Origin of the sequence: Streptomyces sp. NBC_00247 (assembly GCF_036188265.1) — a bacterium.
Lineage (GTDB): Bacteria > Actinomycetota > Actinomycetes > Streptomycetales > Streptomycetaceae > Streptomyces.
The window spans coordinates 4083459-4098652 of sequence record NZ_CP108093.1 but is presented as its reverse complement, the minus strand read 5'-3'; the positions used below and the strand labels follow the sequence as shown (position 1 = coordinate 4098652).

Below are 15194 nucleotides of genomic sequence, written 5' to 3'. Positions count from 1 at the left end.
CACGACCCGGCAACCATAGGCGCGTTCATGCAAAAATTTGAACAACTTATGAATGAATGTGGCAGATTCCATTACGCGCGCCTCGCATCCGGCGGCACGCTCCCCCCGACTGCCACGGCACGGAACCGCCTCCGGCCACCGCTCGACCCTCGGATCGAACCCGTGCGTGACGAGCCCTCAACCGACCGCGTCCCGTGATCGATTCGCAACGGATTCCGGTCTCGGTCGAGACCCATTCACCCACCACGCGATTAGGCTCGACGCTCATGTCCGACACCGCGCCCCCCGACGGCAGTTCCGCTCTTCCCGCCGATCGCGCCGCCGATCGCGCCCCCGATGGCGCCACTGATCGACCCGCCGCGATCCCGGCCTCCATCGACCGTACGGAGGACCGTCCCGTCTACGTGATCGGGGGCGGCCCCGGCGGTCTCGCGGCTGCCGCGGCGCTGCGCGCGCAGGGGGTGCGGGTGGTCGTGCTGGAGAAGGCGCCGAAGGTCGGCGCCTCCTGGCGCGGGCACTACGACCGGCTCCATCTGCACACCACCCGGCGCTGGTCGGCGCTGCCGGGGCTGAAGATGCCCCGGAGGTTCGGGCGGTGGGTGGGCCGGGACGACGTGGTGCGGTATCTGGAGAAGTACGCCGAGTTCCACGAGCTCGAAGTGATCACCGGCGTCGAGGTGTCCCGTATCGACCGGGCGCCGGACGGGGCCGGCTGGGTGCTCTCGGCGACCGGCGGGCGGGTGCTCACGGGGCGCGCGGTCGTCGTGGCGACGGGCTTCAACCACACCGCCCGCATACCCGATTGGCCCGGCCGGGAGACCTGGTCCGGGGAGCTGGTGCACGCCGCCCAGTACCGGAACCCGGCACCGTACGCGGGCCGGAGCGTGCTCGTCGCGGGGATCGGGAACACCGGGGCCGAGCTCGCGGTGGACCTGGTGGAGGGCGGGGCCGCCGAGGTGCGGATCGCGGTGCGTACGGTCCCGCACATCGTGCGGCGTTCGACGGCCGGGTGGCCCGCGCAGGCGACCGGCATCCTGGTGCGGCGGCTGCCGGTGTGGCTGGTCGACCGGGCGGGGGCGCTGATGGCGAGGGCCGCGGTGCCGGATCTCGCGGCGCAGGGGCTGCCGCGCCCGGACACCGGGCTGTACTCGCGGGTCAAGGACGGGGCGATCCCGGTGCAGGACGTGGGGCTGATCGACGCGGTGAAGGCGGGGCGGGTGCGGCCGGTGGCGGCCATCGCCTCGTTCGAGGGCGCGGAGGTGGTGCTGACCGACGGCACTCGGCTGACGCCGGACGCGGTGATCGCGGCGACGGGTTACCGGCGGGCCCTGGAGGGGCTGGTCGGACACCTCGGCGTCCTGGACGGGCGGGGCCGGCCGGTGGCGTACGGCGCCAAGGCGCCGAAGGCGGCGCCGGGGCTGTACTTCACCGGGTTCTCCAACCCGATCAGCGGAATGTTCCGCGAGATGGCCCGGGACGCCGTGAAGATCGCTCACCGGATCGCCCGAGCGCCCCGCTGACGGTTTCGAACGAGCGGGCCAGGTCCTCCCGCAGCCGCACGGTCTGGGGGGCGTCCGTGCCGAGCGCCCGCACGCAGTCGGCGAGGGTGCGCTCCAGCTGATCGATCCCCTCGGCCGGGCGCATGAGCAGGATGAGCGCCATCGCCACCTGGGTGCGGGACGACAGGGTGTCCGGGTGGTCCTGGCCCAGGACACGGGCGCGGTCGGCGGCGAGCCGCTCGTGCAGGCGCAGCGCCACCTCGGGCTTCCCCGAGACGAGGAGGTTCTGCGCGACGCCGAACCGGGCCACCAGGGTGTCGCGGTGCTCTCTGCCGAGGACCCGCGCCATGTCCGCGAGCACGCCCGTATAGAGCGTGTGGGCCCGTTCGTGCTCCCCGGCCTCGGCGAGGGCTGCCGCGAGGAAGTGGCGGGCACGCAGCACCTCGGGGTCGTCCAGGCCGCACATCCGGGTGCGCTCGGCCACGTCGTCCTCGTACAGCGCGACGGACTCGTCGTACCGCTTCATCTGCTCGCAGATCCGTGCGAGTTCGTGGCGGAACTGCAGGGTCGCCGAGTGGCCCCGTCCGAGGTGGCGTTCGGCGTCGGCGAGGTTCGTCCGGTGCAGGCCGAGGGCTCGCGCCGGGTTGCCCACCGCCCGGTAGATCTCGGCGAGACGGCTGCGGGTGCGCAGTGTCATGGGGTGGTCCTCGCCCAGCAGGCGCAGGTGGCCGTCCAGGCTCCTGCGGAGCAACGGCACCGCCAGGGTGGGGTTTCCGCTCCGCTCGTGGGTGGACGCCAGGGCGTCGCACGAGGAGAGGGTGTCGAGATGGTCGTCTCCCAGGATGCGGACGCGGTCGGCGAGCACCTCTTTCTGGAGTACCAGTGCCTGCCGGAAGTCCCCCCGCGCCCCGTGCACGTGGGCGAGGCGGGATCTGATGTCCAGGGTGCGCGGGTGCTCGGCGCCTCCGACGCGGAGCGCCTCGGCGAGGGCGTGGTCGAAGAGCGACTCCGCCCGGTTCGTGTCACCGGTCCGGTACGCGACCGAAGCCAGGTTGATCCGGGCGGTGAGAACGTTGGGGTGGTCCTCTCCCAGGGTGCGTCGCATGCCCGCGAGCACGTCGTCGAGGAGCCCGGCCGCCCCCTCCGGATCTCCCTGATCCATGCGGATGGAAGCGAGGTTGCTCCGGATGGTCCACACGTCCTGATGGTCCTCGCCCTTGGCCGCGACCTTGGCCCTCAGCGCCCGGCGGAAGAGGACACCGGCGGGGCTCAGGGAGTCCTGCTCCAGGAGGTGACTCGCCGTCCAGGCCAGCAGGTGGGCCATCGCCTCCGTGTCGTCCTCGGGCGGGCTGTTCCCGGCCAGCGCCTCGGCGTGGGCGAGGAACGGCCGGCCCAGGGGCAGCTTGCCCGGCCCCGGCCTGTCCGGCGCGGCTTCCAGGAGCCCGTCGGTCGCCCGCTCCCGGGCCTCCGCGACGGCGTCCGCCGCGCGGTGCGGGTCGTCCGGGTCGGGGGTGCGGGCGAGGGCCTGCACCAGGCGGTGCACGGACAGGGTGCCGTCCGGCCCGACCGAGACCATGCTGTGGGCCGCCAGCCTGCCGATCGCCCGCGCGAGGACCGGTGGCGGGGCCAGGTCGTCCAGCAGCACACGGGGAATGTGGTCGGGGGCGTACCAGGCGAGGGTGCGCAGCACGTCACCGGCGAGCGGGGTGTCGGCGAGGCGGTCCAGGGTGATGCGCCAGACGCGGGCGACCGTGCGGTCCGCGTCGGTGCTCTCCGCGCCGGTGGCGTAGGTCTCGGCGGGCCAGGAGCGCAGCATGGCGAGGTAGGCGAGCGGGGTCGTGCCGTTCTCGTGGCAGTAGGCGGCGGCCTGCTCGACCGCGAGTGCCAGGTGGCCGAGCTCCTCGCACACCTCGGCGGCGCCCTCGGTGGTGCGGGGCCCGTCCTGGGTGAGGACGCGGTGGAAGAGTTCCACGGATTCGGACGGGTCGAAGACGCCGAGGCGGACGGTGGTGGCGAGTTGGTGCCAGCCGGAGGCGAGGCGGGTGGTGATCAGGACCCGGCCGCCGGTGCCGAGCCGGTCGAGCAACGGGCGTACGTCGTCGGGGTGGTTGACGTTGTCGAGTACCAGCAGCCAGCCCTCGTGGGACGCGAGCCAGGCGAGGGCGCGTTCGCGTTGGAGTTCCTGCGGGAGCCCGGCCAGCCCGGGCTGGAGGGCGCGGGCCAGCGCGGCGAGACCGGTTTCGACGGCTGCCGCGCTGTCGGCGCCGATCCACCACCGCAGCCGGTCCGTGGAGCGCTCGGTCGCCCAGCGGGCGGCGAGGGCGGACTTCCCGACTCCGCCGAGTCCGCTCACCGCCCGCAGCACCACTCCGCCCGGCTCGGCGAACGCCGTGTCCAGGGAGTCGAGGGCGGCGGACCGGCCCACGAAGAGGGTGCCGCGCGGCACGTTCGACAGCCCGTCGCCCACCGCGTCGTCCGGGATGGGGCCGTACGCCTCCGGGGGTGCCAGGGTGGCGTGCGCGACGTGCAGGGCGACGGAGTTGAGGATGTCCCGCCCGGCCGCGTTGGACCCCGTGCGGGCGGAGACGGACGGCTGCCGCGAGGTGTCCGGGCCGGGCGGGGGCGTGCGCTTCACGAGCCGTGCCGGGCGGTCGAGCCGTCGATGTCGCCGCCGGCCGCGTTCGAACCGCCGGTCGCGGTGATGCCCGGAGTCTCCGCTCCCCCCGCCGGTGCGGGGCCGGGCGCGGTGTCGTGCGCGGAGGCGGCCCGGATGCTGCCGCGCGCCGCGTTGGAGCCGCCCGCCGCCCGTACGGACTCGGGGGCCGGGGCGGTGGGCGTACCGTCCCGGAGCTGCCGGAGCGCCACCCCCAGCGCGACCACCCCGGCCACCGTGCCGACCACGCCCGCGATCTGGCTGGACCGCTCCAGGTCCGCCACCGTCACCCAGACCAGCAGCCCCACGGCCACTGCCGCACCGGCCCCGGCCAGCACCCACCACGTCGTCCTGCCCGCTCCGCGCCACCCCGTCATGGAGCCATTCTGGCCCCTGTCCCCTTATCCCGTAATGGAGTTGGCGCCGGCGGGTCCCGGCCGTCAGGCAGCCGTCACCGCGGGCGCGCCCGTGGGCAGCGGCTTGCGGCGGACGACGAGGGACATCAGGGCGGCCACCGCGCACAGCGCCCCGGCGGAGTACCAGACGACGTCGTAGGAGCCGAAGACGTCCCGGGCCACTCCGCCGAGGAACGCGACCACGGCCGCGCCGATCTGGTGCGAGGCCAGCACCCAGCCGAAGACGATCGCGCTGTCGTCGCCGTAGTGCTCCCGGCAGAGGGCGATGGTGGGCGGGACGGTGGCGACCCAGTCCAGGCCGTAGAAGACGATGAAGAAGACCATCGGCGGGTGCACCGAGGGCGCCATCAGGACCGGCAGGAAGAGCAGCGAGACGCCGCGCAGCGCGTAGTAGACGGCGAGCAGCCGGCGGGAGTCGAAGCGGTCGGTGAGCCAGCCGGAGAAGACGGTGCCGACGATGTCGAAGACCCCGATGACGGCGAGCAGCGAGGCGGCTGCCGTGACCGGCATGTGGTGGTCGTGGGCGGAGGGCACGAAGTGGGTGCGGATCAGGCCGTTGGTCGACGCGCCGCAGATCGCGAACGCCCCGGCCAGCAGCCAGAACTGCCCGGTGCGGGCCGCGTCGAAGAGCACCCGCAGGGTCCTGGCGGCGGCGCCCCGGGCGGGGGCGGGCTTCTGGGCGTACGCGCCGCCGTAGGGGGCGAGGCCCACGTCGGCGGGGTGGTCGCGCAGCAGGAACCAGATGAGCGGCACGACGGCCAGGGCGGCGAGGGCGACCGTCATCGAGGCGGGCCGCCAGCCGTGCTCCTTGACGATCCAGGCGCAGAGCGGCAGGAAGATCAGCTGGCCGGAGGCTCCGGCGGCGGTGAGGATGCCGGTGACCAGGCCGTGCCGGGCGACGAACCAGCGGTTGGCGACGGTCGCGGAGAAGGACATGGCCATGGAGCCCGTACCGATCCCCACCAACAGGCCCCAGTAGATCATCAGTTGCCAGGAAGCGGTCATCCAGACGCTGCCGAGCGCACCGGCGGCCACCACGGTCAGCGCGAGGGCGACCACCCGGCGGATGCCGAACCGGTCCATCAGCGCGGCGGCGAAGGGCGCGGTGATCCCGTAGAGCGCGAGGTCGATCGAGACGGCGAGACCGATCTCGCCGCGCGACCAGCCGAACTCCGTGTGCAGGGGGTCGATGAGGAGACCGGGCAGGGCGTTGAACGCGGCGCCGCCGATGATCGTCACGAAGGCGACGGCGGCGACGATCCAGGCACGGTGGATCCGGGGGACGGTCGGGAAGCGGTACGGGCGGGGGGACTTGTCGGCCGGGGCCGGAATCCGGCGCTCGCCCTCGCCCCGGGCGGCGCTCTCGGTTGTCTGGGTCACGTCCATGAGCATCCGGCCGGGGACGGGGTACGGGCGAGTGGCCAGGAGGCCACCTGTCGCAGGGATCGGGCCACCGACCTTCGGACAGATGTGCGGGATGCGTACGATCAACTGCCGGAAGCACCACCACCCTTGCGGCCCACGACACCGGCAGCCGCCCCGACAACGAGGACAGATCACCATGTACTGGGAAACCCGCCAGGAGTTCGACCGCCGCGCCTCCACGCGATCCGCCTGGGGCATGGGCCTCACGGCGGTCGCGGCCGTCCTGCTGGTGTGGCTGGGCTGGCTGCTCCTGGTGCCCTTCAGCGTCACCTCCTCCATCGGCGACCACGAGGTCGACTGCGGAGCCCCCGTCTCGGAGGTGTACTCGCCGAGCAGCGAGAACATCTGCGCGGACGAACGCCAGTGGCCGGAGCTCATCGGTGTCCTCGGCCTCTCGGTGCCCTTCGCGGTGACCGGCGCCGCGCTCTGGGTCTCCGGCAACAGCCGCAAGCGCACCGCCGCACACGTGCTGCGGCTGCTGGAGCTTCAGGAGTCCGAGGGACGGACCCGCCCCGAGGCCTGAGCGGACCGGCCCGTCGCCGTCGCGACGGCCCACCGCCGCGACGACCGGTGCACGCCCCACGAGAACGCCGCGCCCACCGCGTACCAGAGCAGGTCCGGGGCGTTGAAGGTCGAGCCGAGCACCAGCCGGAACACCTCCGAGCGGGCCGACAGACCGGCGGGCACGCCGGTCAGCTGTGCGACCTCCACGGCGCAGCTGAGGACCAGCGCCGCCCCCGCCGCGAGCGCCGGGCGGACGCGCGGGGCGACCAGTACCACCAGGGCGTGGACCAGCACCGTGTAGAGCGCGTCGCCCGCGTACTTCCCGGGGTCTCCGTCCAAGACGGCGCGGGCGGCGAGGGCGGTGGCGACGGTCGGCACGGCACAGGCCGCCGCGACCCCACGGGTGCGCGCGGCGGACATTCCGGGGGCCGGTCGCCGGTCCCGTGCCGTCCCGGTCATCCCGCGCGCCGCAGCCGGCTGATGGGGCGCGTGACGAGCAGCGCGGACACGACGAGCAGGTTGATCACGGCGCCCGCCAGGAACAGTGAGGACGTGCCGACCGCCTCGGCGACCGGGCCCGCCAGCGCGCGGCCCGCCGCGACCATCAGGAGCGACCCCGCCACGTCGTAGGCGTGCAGCCGGTTCAGCGCCTCGGGCGGCACATGCGTCTGGACCGTCGTGGACCACATCACCAGCCAGAACGCGGAGGCGGCGCCGGCCACCAACTGACCGGCGCCGATCGCCGCGACCGGCAGGTCGAGCCCCAGCACCACCAGGTTGACGGCGACGGCCGGGAGCGCCAGCGCCCCGGCGGCGAGCGGGCGACGGGGGCGCAGCCGGAGGGCGAGCAGCCCGCCGGCCACGCTGCCCGCACCGCTGACCGCCATCATCACGCCGTACGTCCCGGAGCCGTGGCCTTCGGTGATCCGGACCGCGGTGAGCGGCTGGACCGGGCCGAGGACGGCGAAGCCGTACACCGTCCAGATCGCGATCACTCCCCAGAGCCAGGACCGGGCACGGAACTCACGCCATCCGTCGACCAGTTCGGCGACGAATCCGCCGCGCGGCACTTCCTCGTGCGGGGCGGGGGCGAGTCTCAGCAGGAAGAGGCAGACGCCGGAGACGGCGAAGGTGGCCGCGTTGGCGACGTACACCGCTCCGGCGCTCGCCAGTCCCACCAGCAGGCCGGCGAAGGCCGGGCCCGCCATCGCCATCAGGGCCTCGGAGACCCGCAGGACCGCGTTGGCGCGCTGGACGTCGGTGGAGATCCGGGGCACGGTCGAGGCGACGCCCGGCTGGAACAGCGCGGCGCCGACACCCGCGACCGCGCTGAGCGAGCAGACCGCCAAGAGGGGCGGGTTGCCGGTGATGAAGAGGACCGCCAGCGCGGAGGCGCCGGCCAGCCGCAGCGCGTCGGCGGCGATCATCATCCGTCGCGGGGTGAACTTGTCGGCGAGCACCCCGCCGAAGAGCACGAACACCGCCAGCGGGGCCATCCAGGAGGCGAGCGCGTATCCCACGGAGGAACTCGGACGGCCCGCGCCCAGCAGCCCGGCGGTGAGCGCCACGGGGATCATGCCGTCGCCGAAGAGGGCGACGGTGCGAGCGACGAAGAAGTACCGGAAGTTGCGGTTCCAGAGCGACTGGGCCGAGCCGCCCCCGGGACCCGCCAGGAGTAGGACCGGGGATACGGGCGGTGGTGCGGCCGGGCCCCTCCCCCGGGTGAGCCGGTGCGGGGCGTGTACCGTCCCATGATCGCTGGGTCCGGGAAAGCGCGCGCCGTCCCGTGGCTTGTCCGTCACACCGCAGAGGTGTACCAGGTAGAGGTATGTACCACCAGGGAGTTAAAAGGAGGCGGTCGTGGTCCATCGTGTGGTGGTGCTCGCGCTGGACGGAGTGATCCCCTTCGAACTGGGCATCCCCCAGAGGATCTTCAAGATCGCCCGGAATCTCGGGCCCGTCGGCGAGGGTGAGCCGCTCTACGACGTCGCGACCTGCTCCGTCCGGCCGCCCGGCCCGGTGCAGACGGACGCGGACTACTCGGTGGTGATCCGCAACGGCCCCGAGGCCCTCGCAGGAGCCGACACGGTCGTGATCCCCGCCTCGTACGAGCTGGGCCCGGTGCACGACGAGGGCCGGCTGACCGGCGAACTCGCCACCGCCTTCGCCCGCATCCGCCCCGGCACCCGGCTGGTCGCCATCTGCACGGGCGGGTACGTCCTCGCCGCCGCCGGCCGGCTGGACGGCCGCCCCGCCACCACCCACTGGGCGTCCGCCGACCACTTCCAGCGGCTCTTCCCCAAGGTCCGGGTCGATCCGGACGTGCTCTTCGTGGACGACGGGGACGTGCTCACCTCCGCCGGGGTGGCCGCGGGCATCGATCTCTGTCTGCACCTCGTCCGCCGCGACCACGGCACCGCCGTCGCCAACGACGTGGCGCGCCGCACGGTCGTACCGCCGCACCGGGACGGCGGACAGCGCCAGTTCGTCCAACGCCCGGTCCCCGAACCCCGGTTCGCCACCACGACCGCGGCCAGGGCCTGGGCACTCACCCGCCTGGACCGCCCGATCCAGCTGCGGGACATGGCGGAGCGCGAGTCGATGAGCGTACGGACCTTCACCCGCCGCTTCCGCGAGGAGGCCGGAATCAGCCCCGGCCAGTGGATCACCCAGCAGCGGGTGGAACACGCCCGCCGACTCCTGGAGTCCTCCGGCCTCACCGTCGACCAGATCGCCCGCCAGTCCGGCTTCGGCACCGCGACCTCGCTCCGCCAGCACTTCCAGGCCGCCTTGGGCGTCCCCCCGACCGTCTACCGCAGAACCTTCCGCGCGACCACCGACGTCCGGGGGTGACTCGATACGGGCCCTGACCGCGGACGTCGGGTAGGGACGCCGCGGACGTCAGGTCAGATCGGGATAGAGATCACTGAAGGCGAGCAGCGGGTCGTAGGCGTCGAGCGCGGCAGGGTCCTCCGCGCGCGCCTCCGACGCCGCGCGGCCGTGGCGGTCGACCTCGCACCAGATCTGTTTCCCGGTGCCCTCGGGCATCCAGCCCCAACGGTCGGCGAGCCCGTCGACCAGCTCCAGGCCGCGCCCGTTGGTGTCGTCGCCCTCCGCGTGGCGCTGCTTCGGCGGGCGGGCGCTGGCGTCCGCCACCTCCACGCGCACCGTGCCGCCCGCCCCCGGCGCACCGGTCGGGCCGAAGAGCATCCGCAGGACGGCCGGACAGCCCGTGTGCACCACCGCGTTGGTGACCAGTTCCGAGATCAGGAGGATGAGGGTCTCGGCGAGCGGTTCGTCGTCCCTTATCCCCGATCCCTCCAGGCGCGACCGCGCCCATCTGCGGGCACGTCCCACCTCTGCGGGATCCGCCCCGACCTCCAGCTGAACCTGAAGCACCTGCACCGCTCACACCATCCGAACCGGCGGACACATCGCCTCGCGCCTCCTCAGGATCACGGAACGTGATTCCTGTGCGCGACAGCATGGTTGACGTACAGTCACCGCAACAAGCGCTTCGGGCATATTCACGCGCGAAGGAGTACGCGTGGTGCATACTGTGCGACGCCCTCGGCCGGAGGCCGCCCAGACGGTCCTCCGCACCCCCGGCATCGCCGTCCGGCCCGGCCCGGTGCAGCTCCCTGTCGTACGAGCAAGGCACCGCACCCGGCCCTCGGCCGCCGCGCGGGCCGCCTCCGGAGCGTCCGGTTCCACTAGCTCTCGCATCCCACGGAGCGTACCCGAGCACGCCGACGACTCCCGCCGGTGACGAAACGACCACGGGGCGTCGCAGGGTCGGCGCGGGGGGCGGCCTTCCTACGTCACCGCACGTCACCGCATGCGGGAAGCGGGCTCACCCCTGGCGGAACGGTTCGCTCCGGCACCGGCGGACGACCGGGCCGGACATCTGCGCGAAGGAGGAGGCAGGACGCCTGAGCGAATGCACGCCCACTCGCACGCCCGGCGCGGCCGGAGCGCGGGGGCTCACTCAGGCCCGACCGCGCGCCCCGGCGCCACGCGTCGGGCACCAGGCGTTCCGGTCCGCCCGCGTCAGGCGTCCCGGCCCGACCGCTCAGGCGTCCGGTTCGACCGCGTCAGGTTTCCGGCCCGACCGCGTCAGGCGTCCGGTTCGACCACGGTGACGTACGCGGCGAGGGCCGCCACGGCGTCGTCCTCCGCGATGTGCCCGTCCTGGTCGGCGTCCAGGCTCCGGGCGGCGACGCGCGCGATGTCCGCGTCCGCGCCGAGCACCCGCAGGGCCCGCTCCACCGCGTCGACCGGAGCCGTACCGGCGGCCGGGGCTCCCGGGACCGGGGCGCCGGAGGGGCCGACGGGGCCGTGCGCGCCGTCGGCGGCGGCGACGGCGATGGCCGCGCGCAGGAAGGGACGGGCGATCTCCGCGAACCGTTCGGGGCTGTCCCGCAGCCGCTTCACCGCCCCGCCCACGAACTCCTCGCGGCTGACCCGCTGGTCGCCGTCCACGTCCGCGATCCCGGCCATCCCCTGCCAGAAGGCCTCCGCCCCGCTGTAGAGAGCCTGCCCCCGGTCGCACCTGGCCGTCGTGCCGAACTCGGCGAGCAGTCGGGCCGCGGCGGCGTTGAAGTCGGTCCGGTCGATGTAGCCACTGCCGTCCTGGTCGAAGGCGGCGAAGCGGTGCGCGATCTTGCGCTCGTATTCTGCGCTGTCCATAGCCGGGAGCGTACGACGCCCGACGTCGTCACGTGTCACTGCGGCAAGACAGCAATGTGACACAGCGGTATGACAACCGCACCGCGCCCGTATCCCACCGGTCCGTCAGGCGGGCAGCGGGAGAGCGGTCTCGTCGACGGCGGCGTCCGCGTCGGGATAGACCTCGAAGAGCCGGCGCACCCCCAGCGCGGCGAGCACCCGGTTGACGTGGGAGCCGTCCTCGGCTCCCCGGGCAGGCAGGATCAGCCGCAACCGGCCCCCGCAGGACTTCATCAGCCGGCGGGAGGCGATCAGCACCCCGACGCCGCTGGAGTCGCAGAAAAGTACCTCCGTCAGGTCGAGGACGACCTGATGCCGCCCCGCCGCGACGGCTCCGTGCACGGAACTACGGACGACGGGTGACGTCACCAAGTCGAGCTCGCCGTTTATCCGGAGCACGGTCCAACCGCCCTGCTCGGCCTCGTCCACCTTCAGCGTCACGCGACTGGACCTCTCGTTCCGGGGCTCCCGACGAGACCGGTACCGGACCGGTGTCGATGCGGAGGATTCCGTTCCTCCTCGCGGCTGCCCATTCGCCCCTCCATGAAACACCGGCCCACTCTTCCGTGTGCACGCGGGTTTGCGGGGGCCGGGACCGGCAAGAAGCCCCACCGCACACCCCGCCGCACGCCCCCGTCCCGATGTCTCCGGCAGCCCGACCACCGTCCACCCTTACGACACCGGGCCCCTTTACCATTCAACGGCCCGCCACGAGGTAGTTGGCGCAAAGGTTCGTGTTCGGACGGAGTCGCGCACTACATTCGGGGTGCACGAGGGGCACGGGGGCACGTTTCGGGACCGACCGCAGGGCGCAGGGCTGGGGGTTTCATGGCGTACGGCGCACCTCCCCGCTGGGACCGCAGGATGCAGCAACGGCTGGCGCGCGGCGAGGCGGCGGCCCTCGGCGAGCTCTACGACCGGTTCGCCGCACTCGTCCACAGCCAGGCCAACCGGATGCTGGACGACGAGGACGCCGCCAACATCGTGACCCGCGAGGTCTTCGCCCACGTCTGGCAGAACCCGGACGCCTACGATCCCCGGCTGGGCTCCATGCGGTCCTGGGTGGCGCGCCTGGCCCACCGGCGTTCGGTGGAGCGGCTGCGCTCGGCGGAGCGCGACGCGTACGAGGAGACTGGCCGGAGCACCGGGGACGACGGCCCTCCGGACACCTCCGAGCTGGACGAACGTCTGCGCAGGGCGACCGCCGCGGCCCGCGCCGACTACATCGCGGCCACCATGCCCGAACCGCTGCGGGCCGCGCTGGAACTCGCCTACATCCAGCGACGCGACTACAAGCAGACCGCCGCCGATCTCGGGGTGACCGAGATCGAGGCCCGCCGCCGGCTGCGGCTCGGACTCCAGCTCCTCTCGACGGCGAATCTCGCCACGGCGGACGGCTTCTCGCCGCCCGGCTACGGACGTGCCCTGTGAGCGGCCACGACGACGGCAGCGGCGGAACCGGGGACGCCGGGGACGACGTGCGGCGCGCCCGCCGCATACCGGGCCCGCGCAGCGCCCCGGACGATCTGGCCCTCGGCTCCGTACCGCGGCCGGTGCTCCCCTCGGACCTGACCGATCTCGCGGACCTCACCGACGTGGGGGACCTGCACGTGCCTGAGGACGGGCCGGAAGCGGAAGCAAAGGCGGAAGCAGACCCGGAAGCGGAGGCGGGCCCGGAAGCGGAAGCAAAGGCGGACCCGAAAGCGGACCCGGAGTCGGAGGCGGGCCCGGAAGCGGAGGCGGAAGTCGTGCCGCGGCCCCGCCGCCGTCCGGAGCCTCCCCCGTTCGTGCTGCCGACCGTCCCCGTACCGGTGATGCCGGTGCCCGAGGCGTCGCACTCCGCGCTGCGGTCGATGCTCGGCGCGTGGGCGCTGGCCGCCTGCTCGGCCGAGGAGGGCGCGGCCGTGGAGGAGCACCTCGCCGGCTGTCCGCCCTGCCGCGAGGAGGGGACGCGGCTGCGGGACGCGGTGGGGCTGCTGCACACCGACCGTTCGCTGGACCTCGACCCGAAGCTCCGCACCCGGGTCATCGAGAGCTGCCTCGAACGGCGTCCGGCCGGAATCCCGCTCCCGGAGTGGGCGGCGCCCTACGACGCGGAGACCGCCCGGCTCGACGCGCTGCTCCGGGACATCGGCGACGCCGAGTGGCACGCGCCGGTGCGGCTGCGGTGGTTCGAGGACGAGAAGCCCGCCACCCGGAAGACGACGGTGGCCGGGGTGATCGCCCATCTGCTGGCCGTCGACGGCCTCGTGGCCGGCGCGCTCGGCCTGCCCGACCCGCTGGGCGGGCGGGACCTGTCCCGTAACCCGGTCGCGCGCACGGAGGCGATCTGGTCGGAGGCGGCCCGTCCGGCGACCCGGTCCATCCGTACGCCGTGGCGCGAGCTGAACCACACCCTGCTGCGTACGGTCTCGTTCGCCGAGCACGCGGTGGCGGACGACTCCGTCTCGTACGGGAGCTTCTCGCTGTCGGTCCGGGACTCGCTGGTGGAGCGGGCCTTCGAGTGCTGGGTGCACGGCTGGGACATCGCGCGGGCGGTCCACTACCCGTACGACCCGCCGGCCGCGGGACACCTGAACCGGATGGTCGACCTGGCCGCCCGGCTGTTGCCCGGTGCGCTGGCGGTACGGCGCCGGGAGGGGCTGGCCGCGCCCGCGAAGGAGCTGGTCGCGGCGGGTTCGCCGGGGCGGTCGCTCCACCTCGAAGTGGAGGGCCGGGGCGGCGGGAACTGGTACATCCCACTGGACTCGCCGGCCGCGGTCGGCTCGGCCGACCACACGGTGGCGCAGATCGCCCTGGACGGCGTGGAGTTCTGCGAGCTGGTCGCGGGCCACGTGCCGCCGGTGGAGGCCGCGGTGGGGCGGGTCGGTGACCGTCAGGCCATCAAGGACGTGCTGTACGCGGCGGCCTCGCTCAGCCGGCTGTGACACGGCCGGGGTGTGACACGGCACGGCCGTGACGCGCGCCCGCTGGGGCCCGGCCCGGATGTGACGCGGGCGGGCGTCCCGCCCGCGTCGTCCGGTCGCCGGGCAGCCGGCAGCCGCTCAGGCGAAGACCACCGTGCGGCGGCCGTTGAGCAGGATGCGCCGTTCCGCGTGCCACTTCACCGCGCGGGCGAGCGCCTGGCACTCCACGTCCCGGCCGATCGCGACCAGTTGGTCCGGGGTGACGCCGTGGCCCACGCGCTCGACCTCCTGCTCGATGATCGGCCCCTCGTCGAGGTCGGCCGTCACGTAGTGGGCGGTCGCGCCGATCAGCTTCACGCCCCGCGCGTGCGCCTGGTGGTAAGGGCGTGCGCCCTTGAAGCTCGGCAGGAAGGAGTGGTGGATGTTGATGATCCGGCCGCTGAGCTCCTTGCAGAGGTTGTCGGAGAGGACCTGCATGTAGCGGGCGAGGACGACGAGTTCGACGTTCTCCGCGCGGACCAGCTCCAGCAGCTCCGCCTCGGCTTCGGCCTTGGTGTCCCGGGTGACGGGGATGTGCCGGAAGGGCACACCGAACGAGGCGACCAGCTCGGCGAAGTCCTCGTGGTTGGAGACGACGGCCGCGATCTCCACCGGCAGTGCGCCGATCCGGGACCGGAACAGCAGGTCGTTCAGGCAGTGCCCGAACTTGCTGACCATCAGCACCACCCGCATCCGCTCCGACGCGAGGTGGATCTGCCACTCCATGTGGAAGGAGTCGCCGATCGCGGCGAAGCTCGCCCGCAGCTTCTCCACCGACACCGGCGAGGAGGCCGAGAAGTGGACCCGCATGAAGAACAGGCCCGTGTCGTGGTCACCGAACTGCTGGCTGTCCTCGATGTTGCAGCCGGTCATGAAGAGATAGCTCGACACGGCGTGCACGATGCCCTGTTTGTCCGGGCAGGACAGCACGAGAACGTAACTTTCGGAGCTCTCGGAATCGACTACCGGGGCGTCCGGGGCGGGGGAAGCGGGCTGCGGCGCGGTCATCCCCGTAGATTGCCAC

General features: G+C 73.3%; 14 protein-coding genes. 5 read left to right on the top strand and 9 right to left on the bottom strand.

Annotated features, from left to right (window positions below):
* The first annotated feature begins 266 nt into the window (after nucleotides 1–266).
* Nucleotides 267–1520, top strand: a complete 1254-nt coding sequence (locus tag OHT52_RS17635) for a flavin-containing monooxygenase (protein ID WP_328721172.1) — start codon at nucleotides 267–269, stop codon at nucleotides 1518–1520.
* Here the strand turns inward: OHT52_RS17635 and fxsT are convergent.
* The 3 genes from fxsT to OHT52_RS17620 all read right to left on the bottom strand — a co-directional run bounded on the left by fxsT (nucleotide 1447) and on the right by OHT52_RS17620 (nucleotide 5960).
* Nucleotides 1447–4134: an FxSxx-COOH system tetratricopeptide repeat protein gene (gene fxsT / locus OHT52_RS17630; protein WP_328721171.1), complete on the bottom strand. Its 2688-nt coding sequence runs from the start codon at nucleotides 4132–4134 to the stop codon at nucleotides 1447–1449. The two genes, OHT52_RS17635 and fxsT, sit on opposite strands and share 74 nt — an antisense overlap.
* Nucleotides 4131–4529 (bottom strand): hypothetical protein, encoded by a 399-nt coding sequence (locus tag OHT52_RS17625; RefSeq protein WP_328721170.1) that lies wholly within the window; start codon nucleotides 4527–4529, stop codon nucleotides 4131–4133. Before OHT52_RS17625 ends, fxsT begins: the two co-directional genes overlap by 4 nt.
* A 63-nt stretch (nucleotides 4530–4592) precedes the next feature.
* A complete protein-coding gene (locus OHT52_RS17620; protein ID WP_328723786.1) occupies nucleotides 4593–5960 on the bottom strand; it encodes an MFS transporter in 1368 nt (455 codons plus the stop codon).
* Between the two features lie 169 nt (nucleotides 5961–6129).
* Between OHT52_RS17620 and OHT52_RS17615 the strand changes: the two genes are divergently transcribed.
* Complete coding sequence (locus OHT52_RS17615; protein WP_328721169.1) at nucleotides 6130–6516, top strand: hypothetical protein; 387 nt, start codon at nucleotides 6130–6132, stop codon at nucleotides 6514–6516.
* Here OHT52_RS17615 and OHT52_RS17610 read toward each other — a convergent pair.
* Entirely contained in the window at nucleotides 6480–6917 is a 438-nt protein-coding gene (locus OHT52_RS17610) for a ribosomal maturation YjgA family protein (RefSeq protein ID WP_328721168.1), read from the bottom strand. The two genes, OHT52_RS17615 and OHT52_RS17610, sit on opposite strands and share 37 nt — an antisense overlap.
* Before the next feature lie 35 nt (nucleotides 6918–6952).
* On the bottom strand, nucleotides 6953–8299 hold the full coding sequence (locus OHT52_RS17605) for an MFS transporter (protein ID WP_328721167.1): 1347 nt from the start codon (nucleotides 8297–8299) through the stop codon (nucleotides 6953–6955).
* 58 nt (nucleotides 8300–8357) lie between these two features.
* Between OHT52_RS17605 and OHT52_RS17600 the strand changes: the two genes are divergently transcribed.
* Nucleotides 8358–9350, top strand: coding sequence for a GlxA family transcriptional regulator (locus OHT52_RS17600; RefSeq protein WP_328721166.1), 993 nt, complete (start codon nucleotides 8358–8360; stop codon nucleotides 9348–9350).
* 48 nt (nucleotides 9351–9398) lie between these two features.
* On the opposite strand, the gene OHT52_RS17595 is transcribed toward OHT52_RS17600, so the two are convergent.
* The 3 genes from OHT52_RS17595 to OHT52_RS17585 form a co-directional block, all read right to left on the bottom strand.
* Entirely contained in the window at nucleotides 9399–9902 is a 504-nt protein-coding gene (locus OHT52_RS17595; RefSeq protein ID WP_328721165.1) for an ATP-binding protein, read from the bottom strand.
* Between the two features lie 711 nt (nucleotides 9903–10613).
* Nucleotides 10614–11186 carry an EF-hand domain-containing protein gene (locus OHT52_RS17590; protein WP_328721164.1) on the bottom strand — a complete coding sequence of 191 codons (573 nt, stop codon included), beginning with the start codon at nucleotides 11184–11186 and terminating at the stop codon, nucleotides 10614–10616.
* A 105-nt stretch (nucleotides 11187–11291) separates the two neighbouring features.
* The gene (locus tag OHT52_RS17585) at nucleotides 11292–11666 is read right to left on the bottom strand and encodes an STAS domain-containing protein (RefSeq protein WP_328721163.1); all 375 of its coding nucleotides are present in this window, start codon (nucleotides 11664–11666) and stop codon (nucleotides 11292–11294) included.
* A 387-nt stretch (nucleotides 11667–12053) separates the two neighbouring features.
* Here OHT52_RS17585 and OHT52_RS17580 point away from each other — a divergent pair, with 387 nt between their 5' ends.
* Nucleotides 12054–12656 (top strand): RNA polymerase sigma factor, encoded by a 603-nt coding sequence (locus OHT52_RS17580; protein ID WP_328721162.1) that lies wholly within the window; start codon nucleotides 12054–12056, stop codon nucleotides 12654–12656.
* Nucleotides 12653–14152, top strand: a complete 1500-nt coding sequence (locus OHT52_RS17575) for a maleylpyruvate isomerase N-terminal domain-containing protein (protein WP_328721161.1) — start codon at nucleotides 12653–12655, stop codon at nucleotides 14150–14152. The genes OHT52_RS17580 and OHT52_RS17575 overlap by 4 nt, the downstream gene beginning before the upstream one ends.
* A gap of 117 nt (nucleotides 14153–14269) precedes the next feature.
* Here the strand turns inward: OHT52_RS17575 and purU are convergent, their stop codons facing one another.
* The gene (gene purU, locus OHT52_RS17570) at nucleotides 14270–15178 is read right to left on the bottom strand and encodes a formyltetrahydrofolate deformylase (protein WP_328721160.1); all 909 of its coding nucleotides are present in this window, start codon (nucleotides 15176–15178) and stop codon (nucleotides 14270–14272) included.
* Nucleotides 15179–15194: the final 16 nt, after the last annotated feature.